Origin of the sequence: Herminiimonas fonticola, from assembly GCF_003293745.1 — a bacterium.
Classification (GTDB): Bacteria; Pseudomonadota; Gammaproteobacteria; order Burkholderiales; family Burkholderiaceae_D; genus Oxalicibacterium; species Oxalicibacterium fonticola.
Window position 1 is genome coordinate 468,153 of record NZ_PTLZ01000002.1, and the last position, 14,654, is coordinate 482,806.

At 51.1% G+C, this 14,654-nt stretch carries 15 protein-coding genes; 9 read left to right on the plus strand and 6 right to left on the minus strand.

Annotated features, from left to right (window positions below; translation table 11 throughout):
• Window positions 1–13: 13 nt before the first annotated feature.
• The 6 genes from accD (at window position 14) to Hfont_RS09585 (ending at window position 6,548) form a co-directional block, all read left to right on the plus strand.
• Window positions 14–886, plus strand: coding sequence for an acetyl-CoA carboxylase, carboxyltransferase subunit beta (accD, locus tag Hfont_RS09560; RefSeq protein WP_112992445.1), 873 nt, complete (start codon window positions 14–16; stop codon window positions 884–886).
• Between the two features lie 98 nt (window positions 887–984).
• Entirely contained in the window at window positions 985–2,286 is a 1,302-nt protein-coding gene (gene folC / locus Hfont_RS09565; protein WP_112992143.1) for a bifunctional tetrahydrofolate synthase/dihydrofolate synthase, read from the plus strand.
• Between the two features lie 20 nt (window positions 2,287–2,306).
• Complete coding sequence (locus tag Hfont_RS09570; RefSeq protein WP_112992144.1) at window positions 2,307–3,143, plus strand: SPOR domain-containing protein; 837 nt, start codon at window positions 2,307–2,309, stop codon at window positions 3,141–3,143.
• A 36-nt stretch (window positions 3,144–3,179) separates the two neighbouring features.
• On the plus strand, window positions 3,180–3,668 hold the full coding sequence (locus tag Hfont_RS09575) for a CvpA family protein (protein ID WP_112992145.1): 489 nt from the start codon (window positions 3,180–3,182) through the stop codon (window positions 3,666–3,668).
• Between the two features lie 24 nt (window positions 3,669–3,692).
• Window positions 3,693–5,210 carry an amidophosphoribosyltransferase gene (gene purF, locus Hfont_RS09580; protein WP_112992146.1) on the plus strand — a complete coding sequence of 506 codons (1,518 nt, stop codon included), beginning with the start codon at window positions 3,693–3,695 and terminating at the stop codon, window positions 5,208–5,210.
• Window positions 5,211–5,303: 93 nt separating this feature from the next.
• On the plus strand, window positions 5,304–6,548 hold the full coding sequence (locus Hfont_RS09585) for a cystathionine gamma-synthase family protein (protein ID WP_112992446.1): 1,245 nt from the start codon (window positions 5,304–5,306) through the stop codon (window positions 6,546–6,548).
• Between the two features lie 55 nt (window positions 6,549–6,603).
• On the opposite strand, the gene Hfont_RS09590 is transcribed toward Hfont_RS09585, so the two are convergent.
• The 6 genes from Hfont_RS09590 to Hfont_RS09615 form a co-directional block, all read right to left on the minus strand.
• Window positions 6,604–7,200: an LOG family protein gene (locus tag Hfont_RS09590; RefSeq protein WP_112992147.1), complete on the minus strand. Its 597-nt coding sequence runs from the start codon at window positions 7,198–7,200 to the stop codon at window positions 6,604–6,606.
• Window positions 7,201–7,333: 133 nt separating this feature from the next.
• Window positions 7,334–7,900, minus strand: a complete 567-nt coding sequence (locus Hfont_RS09595; RefSeq protein ID WP_112992148.1) for a phasin family protein — start codon at window positions 7,898–7,900, stop codon at window positions 7,334–7,336.
• A 204-nt stretch (window positions 7,901–8,104) separates the two neighbouring features.
• Window positions 8,105–8,602: an RDD family protein gene (locus tag Hfont_RS09600; protein ID WP_112992149.1), complete on the minus strand. Its 498-nt coding sequence runs from the start codon at window positions 8,600–8,602 to the stop codon at window positions 8,105–8,107.
• Between the two features lie 16 nt (window positions 8,603–8,618).
• Window positions 8,619–9,317: a DUF3106 domain-containing protein gene (locus tag Hfont_RS09605; protein WP_112992150.1), complete on the minus strand. Its 699-nt coding sequence runs from the start codon at window positions 9,315–9,317 to the stop codon at window positions 8,619–8,621.
• Window positions 9,318–9,320: 3 nt separating this feature from the next.
• Window positions 9,321–9,731 carry a DUF3619 family protein gene (locus Hfont_RS09610; protein WP_112992151.1) on the minus strand — a complete coding sequence of 137 codons (411 nt, stop codon included), beginning with the start codon at window positions 9,729–9,731 and terminating at the stop codon, window positions 9,321–9,323.
• Complete coding sequence (locus Hfont_RS09615) at window positions 9,728–10,297, minus strand: RNA polymerase sigma factor (RefSeq protein ID WP_112992152.1); 570 nt, start codon at window positions 10,295–10,297, stop codon at window positions 9,728–9,730. Before Hfont_RS09615 ends, Hfont_RS09610 begins: the two co-directional genes overlap by 4 nt.
• A gap of 516 nt (window positions 10,298–10,813) precedes the next feature.
• Between Hfont_RS09615 and Hfont_RS09625 the strand changes: the two genes are divergently transcribed.
• The 3 genes from Hfont_RS09625 (at window position 10,814) to ilvC (ending at window position 14,176) form a co-directional block, all read left to right on the plus strand.
• A complete protein-coding gene (locus Hfont_RS09625) occupies window positions 10,814–12,571 on the plus strand; it encodes an acetolactate synthase 3 catalytic subunit (protein WP_112992154.1) in 1,758 nt (585 codons plus the stop codon).
• A complete protein-coding gene (ilvN, locus tag Hfont_RS09630; protein ID WP_112992155.1) occupies window positions 12,571–13,062 on the plus strand; it encodes an acetolactate synthase small subunit in 492 nt (163 codons plus the stop codon). Before Hfont_RS09625 ends, ilvN begins: the two co-directional genes overlap by 1 nt.
• Before the next feature lie 97 nt (window positions 13,063–13,159).
• On the plus strand, window positions 13,160–14,176 hold the full coding sequence (gene ilvC / locus Hfont_RS09635) for a ketol-acid reductoisomerase (protein ID WP_112992156.1): 1,017 nt from the start codon (window positions 13,160–13,162) through the stop codon (window positions 14,174–14,176).
• The last annotated feature ends 478 nt before the right edge of the window (window positions 14,177–14,654 follow it).

The window sequence follows — 14,654 nt, forward strand, 5'->3', positions numbered from 1 at the left end:
GAAAGAGGTCACGATGAGCTGGCTAGAAAAATTACTTCCCCCACGCATTCAGCGTTCCGATACTGCGCAACGCAAATCGGTTCCAGAAGGTTTGTGGGTTAAATGCCCGTCTTGCGAATCCGTGCTGTATCGCACCGATCTGGAAGCCAATATCCACGTTTGCCCTAAGTGCACACACCACATGCGCATTCGTGCACGTGATCGTCTGGATGCATTGCTGGATGCAGGCGGACGTTACGACATCGGTCAGGAAGTATTGCCTGTTGATACACTCAAATTCAAAGACAGCAAAAAATACCCGGATCGTCTGAAGTCGGCGCTCGAAGCTACTGGCGAAACCGATGCCTTGATCGTCATGGGCGGCTCCATCATGAGTTTGCCTGTCGTCGTTGCCTGCTTCGAGTTCGAATTCATGGGTGGTTCCATGGGCTCGGTGGTTGGCGAGCGTTTTGCTCGCGGCGCACAAACTGCGTTGGAACAAAAAGTGCCGTTCATCTGCTTTACGGCAACTGGTGGTGCGCGTATGCAAGAGGGCTTGTTGTCCCTGATGCAAATGGCCAAAACCACGTCCATGCTGACAAAATTGTCTGAAAAGAAATTACCTTTTATTTCGGTGCTGACCGATCCAACCATGGGCGGCGTGTCAGCTTCTTTTGCCTTCATGGGTGACGTCGTGATTGCAGAACCAAAAGCACTGATCGGTTTTGCCGGTCCGCGCGTGATTGAAAACACGGTTCGCGAAAAATTGCCGGAAGGCTTTCAGCGCGCCGAGTTCCTCGTGACTAAAGGTGCGGTCGATATGATCGTTGACAGACGCAAAATGCGTGAAGAAATCGCACGTCTGTTGGCATTATTGCAAAATCAGGCAGCGGAAGTTCTCGCTTAAGCCTGTAGTCCGGTCGCAGAAGCCCGAACCATACAAGGTTCGGGCTTTTTATTTGAGCAATCGCCATCACATACTTTCTCTAACCACGATCAATTTGTATGGAAAACCATCCTACGACCCTCGCTGACTGGCTCGCGCTGCTGGAAACGATGCATCCCAAAGCCATCGATATGGGATTGGATCGTGTGCGACAAGTCAAGGAGGCAATGGCGATTGAATTTGCCTGTCCAGTGATTATCGTCGGCGGCACGAATGGCAAGGGTTCAACCTGCGCCATGCTGGAATCGATATTGCTGCGCGCCGGTTATCGGGTTGGTTTATACACGTCGCCGCACATCCTGCATTTCAACGAGCGCATGCGTATCAATGGACAATCCGCGACAGATGCCGAATTGATCGCTGTTTTCAACAAGCTCGACGTCATCCGGGCAGACGTATCTTTATCGTATTTTGAATTCACCACGCTGGCGGCTATGCAGTTGTTTGCCGATGCCAAGCTGGATGCAGTGATTTTTGAAGTGGGCCTGGGCGGTCGTCTGGACGCGGTTAATGTGTTAGACGCGGATGTATCTATCGTCACCAGTGTCGATATCGATCACACCGAATATTTGGGTGACACGCGGGAGAAGATCGGTTTCGAGAAAGCCGGTATTTTCCGCGCTGGCAAAACCGCCATTTGTGGCGATCCGATGCCGCCTCAGTCGCTGATCGACCATGCAGAAAAAATCGGCGCCGATCTATGGTTGTTCAATCGCGATTTCAATTATTCCGGCGACAAGCTGCAATGGAATTTCAGCGGCCGCAGCGGTCGTCGTAATTCGCTGGCCTATCCAGCATTGCGCGGTGCCAATCAGTTGTTGAATGCGTCAGGCGTGCTGGCTGCATTGGACGCCTTGCGCCTGCGTTTGCCGGTAGGCGCACAAGAAGTGCGGACTGGCTTGGCGCTGGTCGATTTGCCGGGACGTTTTCAAGTGTTGCCAGGTCAACCTACGGTGATTCTCGACGTGGCGCACAATCCGCATGCGGCCGCTACGCTGTCGCAAAATCTCGGCAATATGGGTTTTCATCCTTATACCTACGCAGTGTTCGGCTCAATGCAGGACAAGGACATCGCTGGCGTGATCGAACACTTGAAAGGGCAGGTTGATCACTGGTGCGTCACCGATCTACCTTTGCCGCGCGCCGCTAGCGCAGAAGAAATTCGCGAAAAGCTGATTGCCGCTTACGGTGAGTCGCCGGCAGCTGGTGACACGGAACGCAGCATCCAGACATTCGCCACGCCTGCAGAAGCTTTTGCAAATGCCATGAGCCGAGCGGGCGAGAATGATAGAATTACGGTTTTCGGATCCTTCCTTACAGTTGCAGGCGTAATGGAATTCCGACATTCCGAACATCACTAGCGAATTTCACTCTATATCGTATGGGCTTGTTCTCGTTTCTTCGTAAAAAACAGCAGGAATCCTCGGTCGGCAACAGCGATTTTTATTCGCGGGCCGACGAAGAGCAGTCGAGTGGTCGCAGCAAACGCAAGCAAAGCAACAAGCGCACTGAAGCGGTCGATCCGGTATTGCCAGAAAAGAAACGCGCGCGCAGACGTTTGATAGGCGCGATTGCTCTGGTACTCGCTGCCGTCATCGGTTTGCCGATGATTCTGGATTCTGAGCCGAAGCCTCTGGCCGACGATATCAATATACAAATTCCATCCAAAGATACGGTAGCGCCGATAGCTCAAAGCAAAGCGCCTACAACGCAAAAGAGCAGTCAGCCAACGGCAGAGTCACTTTCACCAGATGAGGAAGTGATTGAAGCGCCTGCGTCGCAAGTTGCAGCCAAGACTGAAGTCAAGCCGGAAGCAAAGCCAGAAGTAAAAGCAGTCGAGCCCGATAAAAAGCCAGTTGCTAAAGTCGAGACACCAGAACACAAGGTGGCGACGCCGCCGACCATAGCCAAGACTGATCATTCGGATGAAGCCGCGCGGGCACGCGCCATCCTGGATGGTAAAGCGAATACAGCAGCACCGAAAGCATCAGGAAAAATTGTCTTGCAGGTCGCCGCTCTTGCGTCGCAAGATAAAGTAAATGAATTGCAAAAGAAATTGCAGGGTGCTGGTCTGAAGTCGTTTACGCAAAAAGTAGCGACTGAATCCGGCGAGCGGATTCGGGTACGCGTAGGTCCATTTGCCAATGAGGCTGAAGCTGAAAAAGCGCGCGCCAAATTAACCAAGCTCGGTTTGACCGGCAAACAGGTTCCGGCTTGAGGTGCAGCTTAATGCGCGGCGTGAAGTAAATCGATAGTGACGATTTTTGATTATCTGGTTTTGTTTGTACTGATCTGTTCCATCGTGATCAGTACCTTGCGGGGACTGGTAAAGGAAATTCTGTCCCTGTTGAGCTGGATAGTGGCATTCGTGGTTGCCAACGCATACGGCGAGTCGCTGGCGGAGTTGCTGCCGAATATGCTGCCCGGCAGCACGACGCGCCTGATAGTAGGATTTATTACCTTGTTCATCGGTGTGCGCATCCTGATGGGCTTGTTGGCAATGGCATTGAATGAAGTAGTCAAGGCGACCGGTTTGACCCTGGTGGATCGTGGTCTGGGTGGTTTGTTCGGTTTGGCGCGTGGTTTGGTGATAGTGCTGGCAGCCGTACTATTGTGCGGTATGACGGCGATACCCGAACAGAGTTTCTGGAAAGAGGCCTTGTTCAGTCCGTTGGCAGAAACTGTTGCCCGTACTGTCATGCCTTTCCTGCCGGGTGATTTTGCGCGGCATATAAATTTTTAAATTGTTCTAGTTGAGGAGTCCACCATGTGTGGCATTGTTGGCGTCGTTTCTCACAATCCCGTTAATCAATTAATCTATGATGCGCTGCTGCTGTTGCAGCATCGCGGTCAGGATGCTGCCGGTATCGCAACCGATAACGGCAATACATTCAGCATGCACAAGGCCAACGGCCTGGTGCGTGACGTTTTCCGCACACGTAATATGCGTTCGCTGTTCGGCAATTCAGGTGTCGGTCAGGTTCGTTATCCGACTGCTGGTTCATCCAGCGCAGAAGAAGCACAACCGTTCTACGTCAATGCACCGTTCGGCATCATCATGGCGCATAACGGCAATCTGACCAACTGGGAACAGTTGAAGATTGAGATGTTCAAGAACGATAGACGCCACATCAACACCACGTCTGATTCAGAAGTGTTGTTGAACGTGCTGGCGCATGAAATTCAGCAAGCGACGACTGGTTATTCGCTTGATCCTGCTGCAATTTTCAAAGCGGTATCGATGGTGCACAAACGTGTGCGCGGTTCATACGCGGTGACGGCACAGATTGCCGGTTACGGTTTGCTGGCTTTCCGCGATCCGTTCGGTATTCGTCCTTTGTGTATCGGTTTCAATGAAACCGCTCAGGGCACAGAATATCTGGTTGCGAGTGAATCGGTTGCACTGGAAGGCTTGGGCTTCCGCTTCTTGCGCGATGTCTTGCCGGGCGAAGCGATCTTCATCGATCTTGACGGCAAACTCTACAACCAGCAATGTGCAGAAAATCCAACGCTGAATCCTTGCGCGTTTGAATTCGTTTATTTCGCGCGTCCTGATTCGATTATCGACGGCGCATCGGTGTATGCAACGCGCCTGAAAATGGGCGAATATCTGGCCGAAAAAATCGCACGCGAATTCCCGCTCGGCGATATCGACGTCGTGATGCCGATTCCTGATTCGTCGCGTCCTGCTGCGATGGAGTTGGCGCACAAACTGAATATCGAATACCGCGAAGGCTTCATCAAGAACCGTTATATCGGCCGTACCTTCCTGATGCCGGGACAAGCAATACGCAGCAAGTCGGTGCGCCAGAAATTGAATGCCATCGGCTCTGAATTCAAAGGTAAAAACGTCTTGCTGATCGATGACTCCATCGTGCGTGGTACGACCAGCCGCGAGATCGTGCAGATGGCGCGTGAAGCTGGTGCGAAGAAGGTCATGTTTGCATCCGCTGCGCCGCCGGTTAAATTTCCGAACGTGTACGGTATCGACATGCCTACCCGCGCAGAGTTGATTGCATACGGTCGTACTGATGAAGAAGTTTGCCGCGAAATTACGGCGGACGCGTTGATCTATCAAGATATCGATGCATTGAAACGTGCGATTTCTGACGTGAATCCAGCGTTGAAGAGCCTGGAAGCATCGTGCTTCGACGGTATCTATGTGACTGGCGATATTTCGCGTGACTATCTGGATCGCATTGAATTCGCGCGCAATAATCCGAAACCGGAAACAGACGATGCAATTCGTTCGCAGTTGAACTTGAATCTGGCGCAGGTGGATTAACACTTTGCTGCATGACTAGCGTGCATCAATGCCTGCTCTGCGTACCTTGTGCGCACGCAGGCATTTTTTATTGGCTATCCTGAATTGACTACGATGACTAACTCTAAAAAATACGGCTTTACCACCACCACGCTGCACAGCGATAGGCAAAAGACTATCGAGCATGGCTCATTGCACAAGCCTATCCATACCTCGGTGACCTTTGGCTATAACGATGCGCGCGAGCTCGCGACAGTGTTTCAAGGCAAACAATCCGGCTATCGCTACGGCCGTCAGGGTAACCCTACGGTATCGGCGCTGGAAGACAAGATCAACAAGATGGAAGAGGGTTTGGGCACAATTTGCTTTGCAACCGGTATGGCAGCGATTGGCGCCGTAACGCAAGCCTTGTTGCGTGAAGGTGATCACGTTGTGTCGTCGGCCTTCCTGTTCGGCAATACCAACAGCCTGTGGCAAACAGTTGGCATTCAGGGCATCGACGTATCGATGGTCGACGCAACCGACGTCAAGCATGTGGAAGCGGCGATCACACCGGCGACGCGCATTGTGTTCGTTGAAACGATTGCCAATCCACGCACACAGGTTGCCGATCTGGCGCGTATCGGCAAGTTGTGCGCTGAACGCGGGATCGTCTACATCGTCGACAACACGATGACGTCGCCTTATCTATTCAAACCGAAAACTGTGAACGCCAGCATCGTCATCAATTCGCTGACCAAGTCGATCGGCGGCCATGGCAATGCATTGGGCGGCAGTTTGACTGACACAGGCCTGTTCGACTGGTCGCGCTTCCCCAATATTCTGGAAACCTACAAACGCAATCCGGCGCCGCAATGGGCACTGGCGCAGATTCGTGCGAAGGCATTACGCGACTTTGGCGGTTCGCTCGGACCGGAAGCAGCGCACCACCTGGCTGTTGGTTCAGAAACGATGGCCTTGCGCATGGATAGAGAATGCAAGAATGCGCTGGCCGTGACGCAAATGCTGGAGGCCGATCCGCGCGTTGCGGCTGTCTACTATCCGGGTTTGCCATCGCATCCGCAGCACGCAATTTCTACTGAATTGTTTCGTGCTTACGGCAGCTTGTTCAGTTTTGAATTGAAGGATGGTATCGATTGCTTCGATTACCTGAATCGTTTGAAGTTGGGTGTATCGGCCAGTAATCTGGGCGATACACGCACCTTGGTGATTCCGGTTTCACACACCATTTTTTATGAAATGGGTGCTGAACGCAGAGCCAGCATGGGAATTGCCGAGTCGCTGATACGTGTTTCGATCGGGATTGAAGACACCGATGATCTGGTGGAAGACTTCCGCCAGGCGCTGGATGTTGCCTGATTTTGTGGACGTGTCGCCGGACTGCTGAATAGATCAGGCAGCCCGGTGACAGAACTTAAGGTAACAAGGTTTTAGCGGCCAGCGCATCCAGTACTTTGGTACTCGGTTGTGGAACGAAAGTCTGCAATCTACGCAGCAAGTCGGCTGCATTTGCCTCATGCATCATCAAGTCTGCCTGATTCGCTTTCACGAAACCTTGCGCCACCTGGTTTTGCAGGAAGGCGATCAAACCATCGTAAAATTGATCCACATTCAATACGCCTACCGGTTTTTCATGGAAACCGAGTTGCGACCAGGTCAGTATTTCGAACAGTTCTTCCAGCGTGCCTATGCCGCCCGGCATGGCAATAAATCCATCCGATAATTCCGCCATCATCGCTTTGCGTTCATGCATGTCTTTGACCACGTGCATGCGCGTCAATTGATTGTGTCCGACTTCCTTGTCCATCAAGGCTTGCGGGATGACACCGGTTGCTTCTCCACCTAAACGTAATACTTCGTTGGCAATGACTCCCATCAGGCCGACGTTGCCGCCACCATAAACCAGAGCAATATTTTGCGTGACCATTTCCTTGGCGAGCGAACGGGCCGCCTCTGTATAAATGGATTTGTTACCGAAGGAGGAGCCGCAATAGACGCAAAGGGATTTCATTATTCAGGGAATTTAAAGATAAGGGAGTGGAAGAGAAAGATGTGCAGCATAAAAAATAAAAGCGGGATCGATGCATCGCTGCATCAACCCCGCGGATAAAACTCAAGGCGATGATTGCATCATTTGCCGGAATTTATTTGGCTGCCTTTGCCGGTGTGCGTGTTGCAGTTTTTTTTGCGACAGTTTTTTTCTTGGCAGCCGGTTTTACCGTCACTTTTTTCAACGCTACTTTTTTCGTTGCAGTTTTCTTGACAGCTTTTTTTGCCGTGGCTTTCTTCGCTGTCGGTTTTTTATCGGCTGCTTTCTTGACTGCAGATTTAGTCAGGCCATCGATACGCTTATGCAGTGCCTGCAATTCTTTTTGCGTACTGAGGCCGAGGCTGATGAGCGAACGTGTAACGGTTTGTTCAATCACTTGCTCCAGCTTTTCCCAGGAGTCGGACGCTTGCTTGCCGACGCTGCCGGTAATGGAGAGAAAGCCATCTGAAAGATCGGAGGCTTTTTCCTCTGCAATCTTTCGTGTGCGCTTTTGCAGGCTGGAGCCTTCTTTCGCCAAACGGGAAATGACTTTTCCGCCTTCTCGCTGAGTTTTCGCAAGTGCGTCTAGCCCGGCCTGCCAAATTTGCTGGGCAGAAGCGTGTACGCCATTGTTCACTTGCTTTGGATTTGATTTCGCTGTTTTGTTTAGTTTCTTTGCCATGCGACTCTCCGTTTCTGGTTAAACAAAATGTCATGGTTGGCATGTCACTGAGCTAGTGAAAATGCCGCAAACGCAATCAATTATAGTGGCAATAAGCTGTGCGTATGTGCATTGCTTTGATGCGCAGCTTCACTGATTTTCAGTGCGGCTGATTGTGTTTGAAGGGGAGAGTGAGTGTAGACGTCGGCAAGTGCGGCGTCTGGTTTACTTTGATTTGCTGATCGTTATCAGCTTGGTGCCGGCGATGCGGTCATGCAAGAACTGTCGGCTCGGATGTATGCGGGCAGTGAGGGCCCATGCAATGACATTGGCAAGTACGATAGCCACGGCAGTCCATGCTTTGGCATCCAAGGCCCACGCAATGGCCAGACCCGGCAAGAACCATAGCCATGCGAGAAAGTAGCGGGCAAGGGCGCGTTTGAATGATAGCGACTTGCCTTCAAGGGTTACCAAGCGCATGCGCCATGTTTTCATCGGCAAGGTTTGGCCGCTATGGATCCAGAACCAGATGAAGTACGCGCCTATGACGAAGAACAGCCAATATTGCAATGCATGGCGTAAATACAGTGCGTGGCGTTGCTGAAAAATCGGGGAGAACAACAGACCGGCAATTGCCACTACGCCGAACAGCAGCACACCTTCATAAATCATTGTGGTCAGGCGGCGTTTTATTGTGGGTGTATTAGAAGTGTCGAATTGCATTGTGCAAACGGCTCAATCAAGGCGTAGAAGAAGATAGCGGTATTGTAGACGGTTGAATGACTTCTACTGTAGGCGAGGGCTGTTTTGCTTTGGCCGATGTTGTGACTGCATTTTTTGCTTGCAGGCTAGCTTGGCCAGTGTGCTGACGCGGCGGATTTACAATTTGTTTTTTAGGTGTAATGCTTGCTGCCAACTGCTGTTTCTTTTCTTCGGACAGTTGTTGGTACTGCTCCCATTGTTTGGCGCGTTGTTCTGCATTCAACTTCTTGACGCGGTTATAGCTTTCGCGCGCAAGACGGCGCTGTTCTGGCGATAATTTGACCCAATCCCGCATGCGGTCTTGCATACGCGCCTGCTCTTCGGGCGACATAGAAACAAAGCGATTCGCCAGCTCCAGCCATTTTTCCTTGCGGAAAGCATCCAATCTCGCCCAATCACCGGCCAATGGAGCCAGCGCCTGTTGCTGAGCGTGACTTAGCTTGCTCCACTCTGATTTTGGCGCAGGGCTAGGGCGGGCTTTGACCACTGGTTTGACTGTAGGCTGTGTGGCATTGGCAGCAGGTATCGCGGTAGGCGCAACTGTTGGCGTATTAACCGGCGTAGGGGCGTTTGGTGCAGGCATGGCTTGCAGTACGCCGGCCAATGTCATCGACACCAGCAGCGCAGCGATTTTCTTCGGATGGTTTGCACCCATAGAAAAAATCCATGCCTTCATGGCCTAGTCCTCTCCCTTGGCTAAAAATGCACCAAAGCCGTTATCCAGGTAAGCGGAGATAGGCAGATCATCTGTTAATACTTCTGCATCGATCGCCGCAGATTCAATAATTTGCTGACGTTGCTCGAATTGATAAATACCCATCAAACCGAAAACCAGTGCAGCAAGGGGAATAGCCAAACCGGCGCGACTTATCCATGCAAAAAACTTAGGCGAAGAAGAAGACCCTGCCGAGCGGCCGGCGAAAGCAGCTTGGGGCGCAACGACATGAACAGCAGATTCCTGTTTTTTATGCGATAGCGCAATGTTGCGCGCCGATGCAAGACGTTCTACGGTTTTTGGTGACAAATCGCTAGCGCTTTGATCCAAAGCGTGCCGCAATTTGTAGGCGAAGTCTAACTCTTTCGTTTTCATAAATAGATTCCTTTGGCTTTCAGTGCCTGGGCCAAGGTATGGGTCGCGCGGGAACAATGTGTTTTAACGCTGCCCTCGGAACACCCCATGGCCGTAGCTGTTTCAGCCACGTTCAGATCCTGCCAATAACGCATCAGGAAGGCTTCTCGTTGACGTGCCGGGAGATTTTGTACTTCAGTTTCGATAAGTTCAAGTACCTGCTTGCGTTCAAGCGTCACCAGACCGGTCTCGGAGCCGTAGCTGCCTTCTTCTGCTTCGACCATATCCATTGCATCGAAGTTTTCCTGGTCTTCTTGTTTGTTGCCGAAGCTGGAAAACAGGCTGATCCACGAGCTGCGGACTTTTTCGCGCCTGAAGTAGTCGCGTATTGTGTTTTGCAGGATGCGCTGGAACAGCATGGGTAACTCGGCTGCCGGCTTGTCGCCGTACTTTTCGGCGAGTTTGATCATGGCATCCTGGACAATATCTAGAGCCGATTCTTCCTTGCGTACTGCATAGAGGGCTTGCTTGAAAGCGCGGCGCTCTACGTCTTCAAGAAAATCTGAAAGTTCTTTGTCAGTTGCCATTGGATGCAGCGAATTCGGTAGAGCGCTGCCTGAGATGTTGCTGGATTAGATATCCCACTATTGGAATGATCACTTTTTCAAACTGCACGCATGCTAGCAAAAAAGCCTCGTTTGCGGGCATTTTTTGCGCAAAATCCTTGATTTCAAACAGCTTTCCATGAATTTCACTTGACCGGAATTGTGCAACGCAGTAACGTATCACTCCCTTCGTCACCTCGAAGGGATCCCATGGTCTTTTTGCATGTTGCGCATGATGCAACTTTGTCGAAAGGCGCGCTTCAAAATTTGAAAGCTGTTTGCTCTAACCCGTGCCACAAGCGCGAGAAATTCGCAATCCTGCCTCAGAAACTCCGGCCGAACGAGTCGCGTTAAGCGTTTGTTTGAAGCACATTCACAGATGTGTAACGAATCGACGTGATCGCACAAAAAAGGGACGCCCCAGCACTGTTGCAGCTAGCGGTTTCAATAGGAGAGAGCATCCGATCAATTTCCAATGGACCTTGAAAGGACGTTAGCATGACCTCAGACGCAAGCACTACCGCAGTTAGCAATAATAAAATCGGTGAAGAAATCACCGGTGCAGAAATCGTCGTACGTTGCCTGGCCGAAGAAGGTGTTGAACATGTGTTCGGCTACCCTGGTGGCGCAGTGCTCTACATCTACGACGCGATTTTCAGTCACAGCAAATTCCAGCATATTCTGGTGCGCCATGAGCAGGCCGCCGTGCATGCTGCTGATGCATATTCCCGCAGCTCCAATAAAGTCGGCGTTTGCCTCGTGACCTCAGGTCCGGGTGTCACCAATGCCGTCACTGGTTTGGCGACTGCGTATATGGACTCCATTCCAATGATCATCATTTCCGGTCAGGTGCCTTCGCACGCGATTGGTCTGGATGCATTCCAGGAATGCGATACGGTCGGGATCACCCGTCCATGCGTCAAACACAATTTCCTCGTCAAGGATGTCAAGGATCTCGCCGCGACCATGAAGAAAGCATTCTTCATCGCGACTACCGGCCGTCCAGGTCCGGTGTTGATCGACATCCCTAAAGACATTACGATGCACAAGTGCGTTTTCGAATATCCAAAAGAAGTCGAAATGCGCTCGTACAAACCGGTCGATAAAGGCCACGCCGGTCAAATCCGTAAGGCGGTGCAACTGCTGTTGCAAGCCGAACGTCCGATGATCTATACCGGCGGCGGCGTGATTCTGGCGCATGCATCCGAAGAGCTGAACAAGCTGGTCGATAAGCTCGGTTTCCCTTGCACCAATACCTTGATGGGTTTGGGTGCATACAAGGCATCGAGCGACAAGTTCGTCGGTATGCCAGGCATGCACGGAACCTACGAAGCCAACATGGCGATGCAGCATTCCGACGTGATGATCGCGATCGGTGCCCGCTTCGATGACCGTGTAATCGGTAATCCAAAACATTTTTCATCGACCCCGCGCAAGATCATTCACATCGATATCGATCCATCATCGATTTCGAAGCGCGTCAAGGTTGATATTCCTATCGTCGGCAACGTCAAGGAAGTACTGGTTGAATTGCTCGCGCAACTGGATGCAGCCGACGCCAAACCGAATACGGTTGCATTGTCCGCATGGTGGAAGCAAATCAATGAATGGCGCAAACGCGATTGCCTGAAGTTCACGGATTCGACTGAAGTCATCAAGCCACAATCGGTGATCCAGAAGGTTTGGGAAGTCACCAAGGGCGATGCCTTCATCACATCCGACGTCGGTCAACATCAAATGTGGGCGGCGCAATACTATCCGTTCGACAAACCACGTCGCTGGATCAATTCCGGTGGTCTCGGCACGATGGGCGTAGGCTTGCCGTATGCGATGGGCGTGCAGATGGCGAACCCGGATGCAACGATCGCCTGTATCACTGGCGAAGCATCGATCCAGATGTGTATCCAGGAGCTGGCGACTTGCAAGCAATATCACCTGACGCCAAAAATTATTCTGTTGAACAACCGTTTCCTCGGCATGGTGCGTCAATGGCAACAGCTGGAATACGGCTCGCGTTATTCCGAGTCCTACATGGATTCGCTGCCTGATTTCAACAAGCTGGTTGAGTCCTACGGTCACGTCGGCATGAAGATTGAAAATCCAGCCGACGTCGATGGTGCACTGAAAGAAGCATTTGATATGAAGGATCGTCTGGTATTCATGAATTTCATTACAGATCAAACCGAAAACGTCTGGCCTATGGTCAAGACCGGCAAGGGCTTGACTGAAATGTTGCTCGGCTCGGAGGATCTGTAATGCGTCATATCATTTCTGTACTGATCGAAAATGAAGCCGGTGCATTGTCGCGCGTGGTGGGTTTGTTCTCCGCGCGCGCTTACAATATCGAAACTTTGACTGTGGCACCAACTGAAGATGCAACCTTGTCGCGCATGACGATCGTCACTAGCGGCTCGGATGAGGTGATTGAACAAATCACCAAGCATTTGAACCGTTTGATCGAAGTGGTCAAAGTGGTCGACCTGACCGAGGGTGCGTTTATCGAACGTGAGCTGATGCTCATCAAGATTCGTGCAGTCGGCAAGGAACGTGAAGAAATGAAACGTACTGCGGATATTTTCCGTGGCCGTATCATTGACGTCACTGACAAGACCTACACCATCGAATTGACTGGTAACAAAACCAAGCTCGACGCGTTTATCGATTCTATCGATCGCACGGCGATTCTGGAAACTGTCCGTACAGGCGGTTCCGGTATCGGTCGCGGCGAACGCATACTCAAGGTTTAAGCATTTGCAAGATCAAGCAGTTTAAAAACTCAGTTTAAAACTTAGTTAAAAATAAGCAGTTCATTTACACCAACAACCAACACTATTTAGGAACATCATGAAAGTTTTTTACGATAAAGATTGTGATCTGTCGCTGATCAAAGGTAAAAACGTTGCCATCATCGGTTACGGTTCGCAAGGTCACGCACACGCGCAAAACTTGAACGACTCCGGCTGCAAAGTAACGGTTGGTCTGCGCAAAGGCGGCGCTTCATGGGACAAAGTAGCGAAAGCCGGTCTGAACGTTGCTGAAGTCAACGACGCAGTCAAAGCAGCTGACGTCATCATGATCTTGCTGCCAGATGAAAACATCGCGCAGGTTTACAACGAAAACATCGCACCACACGCTAAACAAGGTGCTGTCTTGGCATTCGCTCACGGCTTTAACGTGCACTACGGTCAAGTCGTGCCACGCGCCGATCTGGACGTCATCATGGTTGCTCCTAAGGCGCCAGGCCACACAGTACGCGGCACCTACGCACAAGGTGGCGGTGTTCCTCACCTGATCGCTGTGTACCAAGACAAATCCGGCGTCGCACGCGACATCGCTTTGTCGTACGCAATGGCTAATGGCGGTGGCCGTGCCGGCATCATCGAAACCAACTTCCGTGAAGAAACAGAAACAGATTTGTTCGGCGAACAAGCTGTTTTGTGCGGTGGCGCGGTTGAGCTGATCAAAGCTGGTTTCGAAACATTGACCGAAGCTGGTTACGCTCCGGAAATGGCTTACTTCGAATGCTTGCACGAACTGAAATTGATCGTTGATCTGATCTATGAAGGCGGCATCGCCAACATGAACTACTCGATCTCGAACAATGCAGAATATGGCGAATACGTCACCGGCCCACGCATCGTGACCGAAGACACCAAAAACGCAATGCGCCAATGTCTGAAAGACATTCAAACCGGCGAATACGCGAAGAGCTTCATCCTTGAAAACAAGGCTGGCGCACCTACGCTGATTTCCCGTCGTCGTTTGAATGCAGAACATGACATCGAACAAGTCGGTGCAAAACTGCGCGCGATGATGCCTTGGATCGCTAAAAACAAATTGGTTGATCAATCGAAAAACTAAGTTTGTTTGAGTAAAGCCGGGCATCATCCGGCATGCGCTTGCAAGCGCATGCCGCGCTCGGTCGAAAAACCACGCACTTGCGTGGTTTTTTTTCGCCTTCACGTGCCTTGGATCGCTAAAAACAAATTGGTTGATCAATCGAAAAACTAAGTTTGTTTGAGTAAAGCTGGGCATCATCCGGCATGCGCTTGCAAGCGCATGCCGCGCTCGGTCGAAAAACCACGCACTTGCGTGGTTTTTTTTCGCCTTCACGTGCCTTGGATCGCTAAAAACAAATTGGTTGATCAATCGAAAAACTAAGTTTGTTTGAGTAAAGCCGGGCATCATCCGGCATGCGCTTACAAGCGCATGCCGTGCTCGGTCGAAAAGCCACGCATTTGCGTGGCTTTTTTTCGTTTACATTTAGTTGCACTAAATTAATGAACGCCTTGCTTGATAGAAAGAACTAACGCTTGGTTCATGAGTCACAATAGGACTA

Excerpts from the sequence above, each read along its gene's own strand:
- Hfont_RS09570 (WP_112992144.1), top strand. The coding sequence starts at position 2,307 with ATGGGCTTGTTCTCGTTTCTTCGTAAAAAACAGCAGGAATCCTCGGTC.
- ilvC (WP_112992156.1), top strand. The coding sequence starts at position 13,160 with ATGAAAGTTTTTTACGATAAAGATTGTGATCTGTCGCTGATCAAAGGT.
- Hfont_RS09600 (WP_112992149.1), bottom strand. The coding sequence starts at position 8,602 with ATGCAATTCGACACTTCTAATACACCCACAATAAAACGCCGCCTGACC.
- Hfont_RS09605 (WP_112992150.1), bottom strand. The coding sequence starts at position 9,317 with ATGAAGGCATGGATTTTTTCTATGGGTGCAAACCATCCGAAGAAAATC.
- Hfont_RS09615 (WP_112992152.1), bottom strand. The coding sequence starts at position 10,297 with ATGGCAACTGACAAAGAACTTTCAGATTTTCTTGAAGACGTAGAGCGC.
- Hfont_RS09590 (WP_112992147.1), bottom strand. The coding sequence starts at position 7,200 with ATGAAATCCCTTTGCGTCTATTGCGGCTCCTCCTTCGGTAACAAATCC.
- purF (WP_112992146.1), top strand. The coding sequence starts at position 3,693 with ATGTGTGGCATTGTTGGCGTCGTTTCTCACAATCCCGTTAATCAATTA.
- folC (WP_112992143.1), top strand. The coding sequence starts at position 985 with ATGGAAAACCATCCTACGACCCTCGCTGACTGGCTCGCGCTGCTGGAA.
- Hfont_RS09625 (WP_112992154.1), top strand. The coding sequence starts at position 10,814 with ATGACCTCAGACGCAAGCACTACCGCAGTTAGCAATAATAAAATCGGT.
- accD (WP_112992445.1), top strand. The coding sequence starts at position 14 with ATGAGCTGGCTAGAAAAATTACTTCCCCCACGCATTCAGCGTTCCGAT.
- Hfont_RS09595 (WP_112992148.1), bottom strand. The coding sequence starts at position 7,900 with ATGGCAAAGAAACTAAACAAAACAGCGAAATCAAATCCAAAGCAAGTG.
- Hfont_RS09585 (WP_112992446.1), top strand. The coding sequence starts at position 5,304 with ATGACTAACTCTAAAAAATACGGCTTTACCACCACCACGCTGCACAGC.
- ilvN (WP_112992155.1), top strand. The coding sequence starts at position 12,571 with ATGCGTCATATCATTTCTGTACTGATCGAAAATGAAGCCGGTGCATTG.
- Hfont_RS09610 (WP_112992151.1), bottom strand. The coding sequence starts at position 9,731 with ATGAAAACGAAAGAGTTAGACTTCGCCTACAAATTGCGGCACGCTTTG.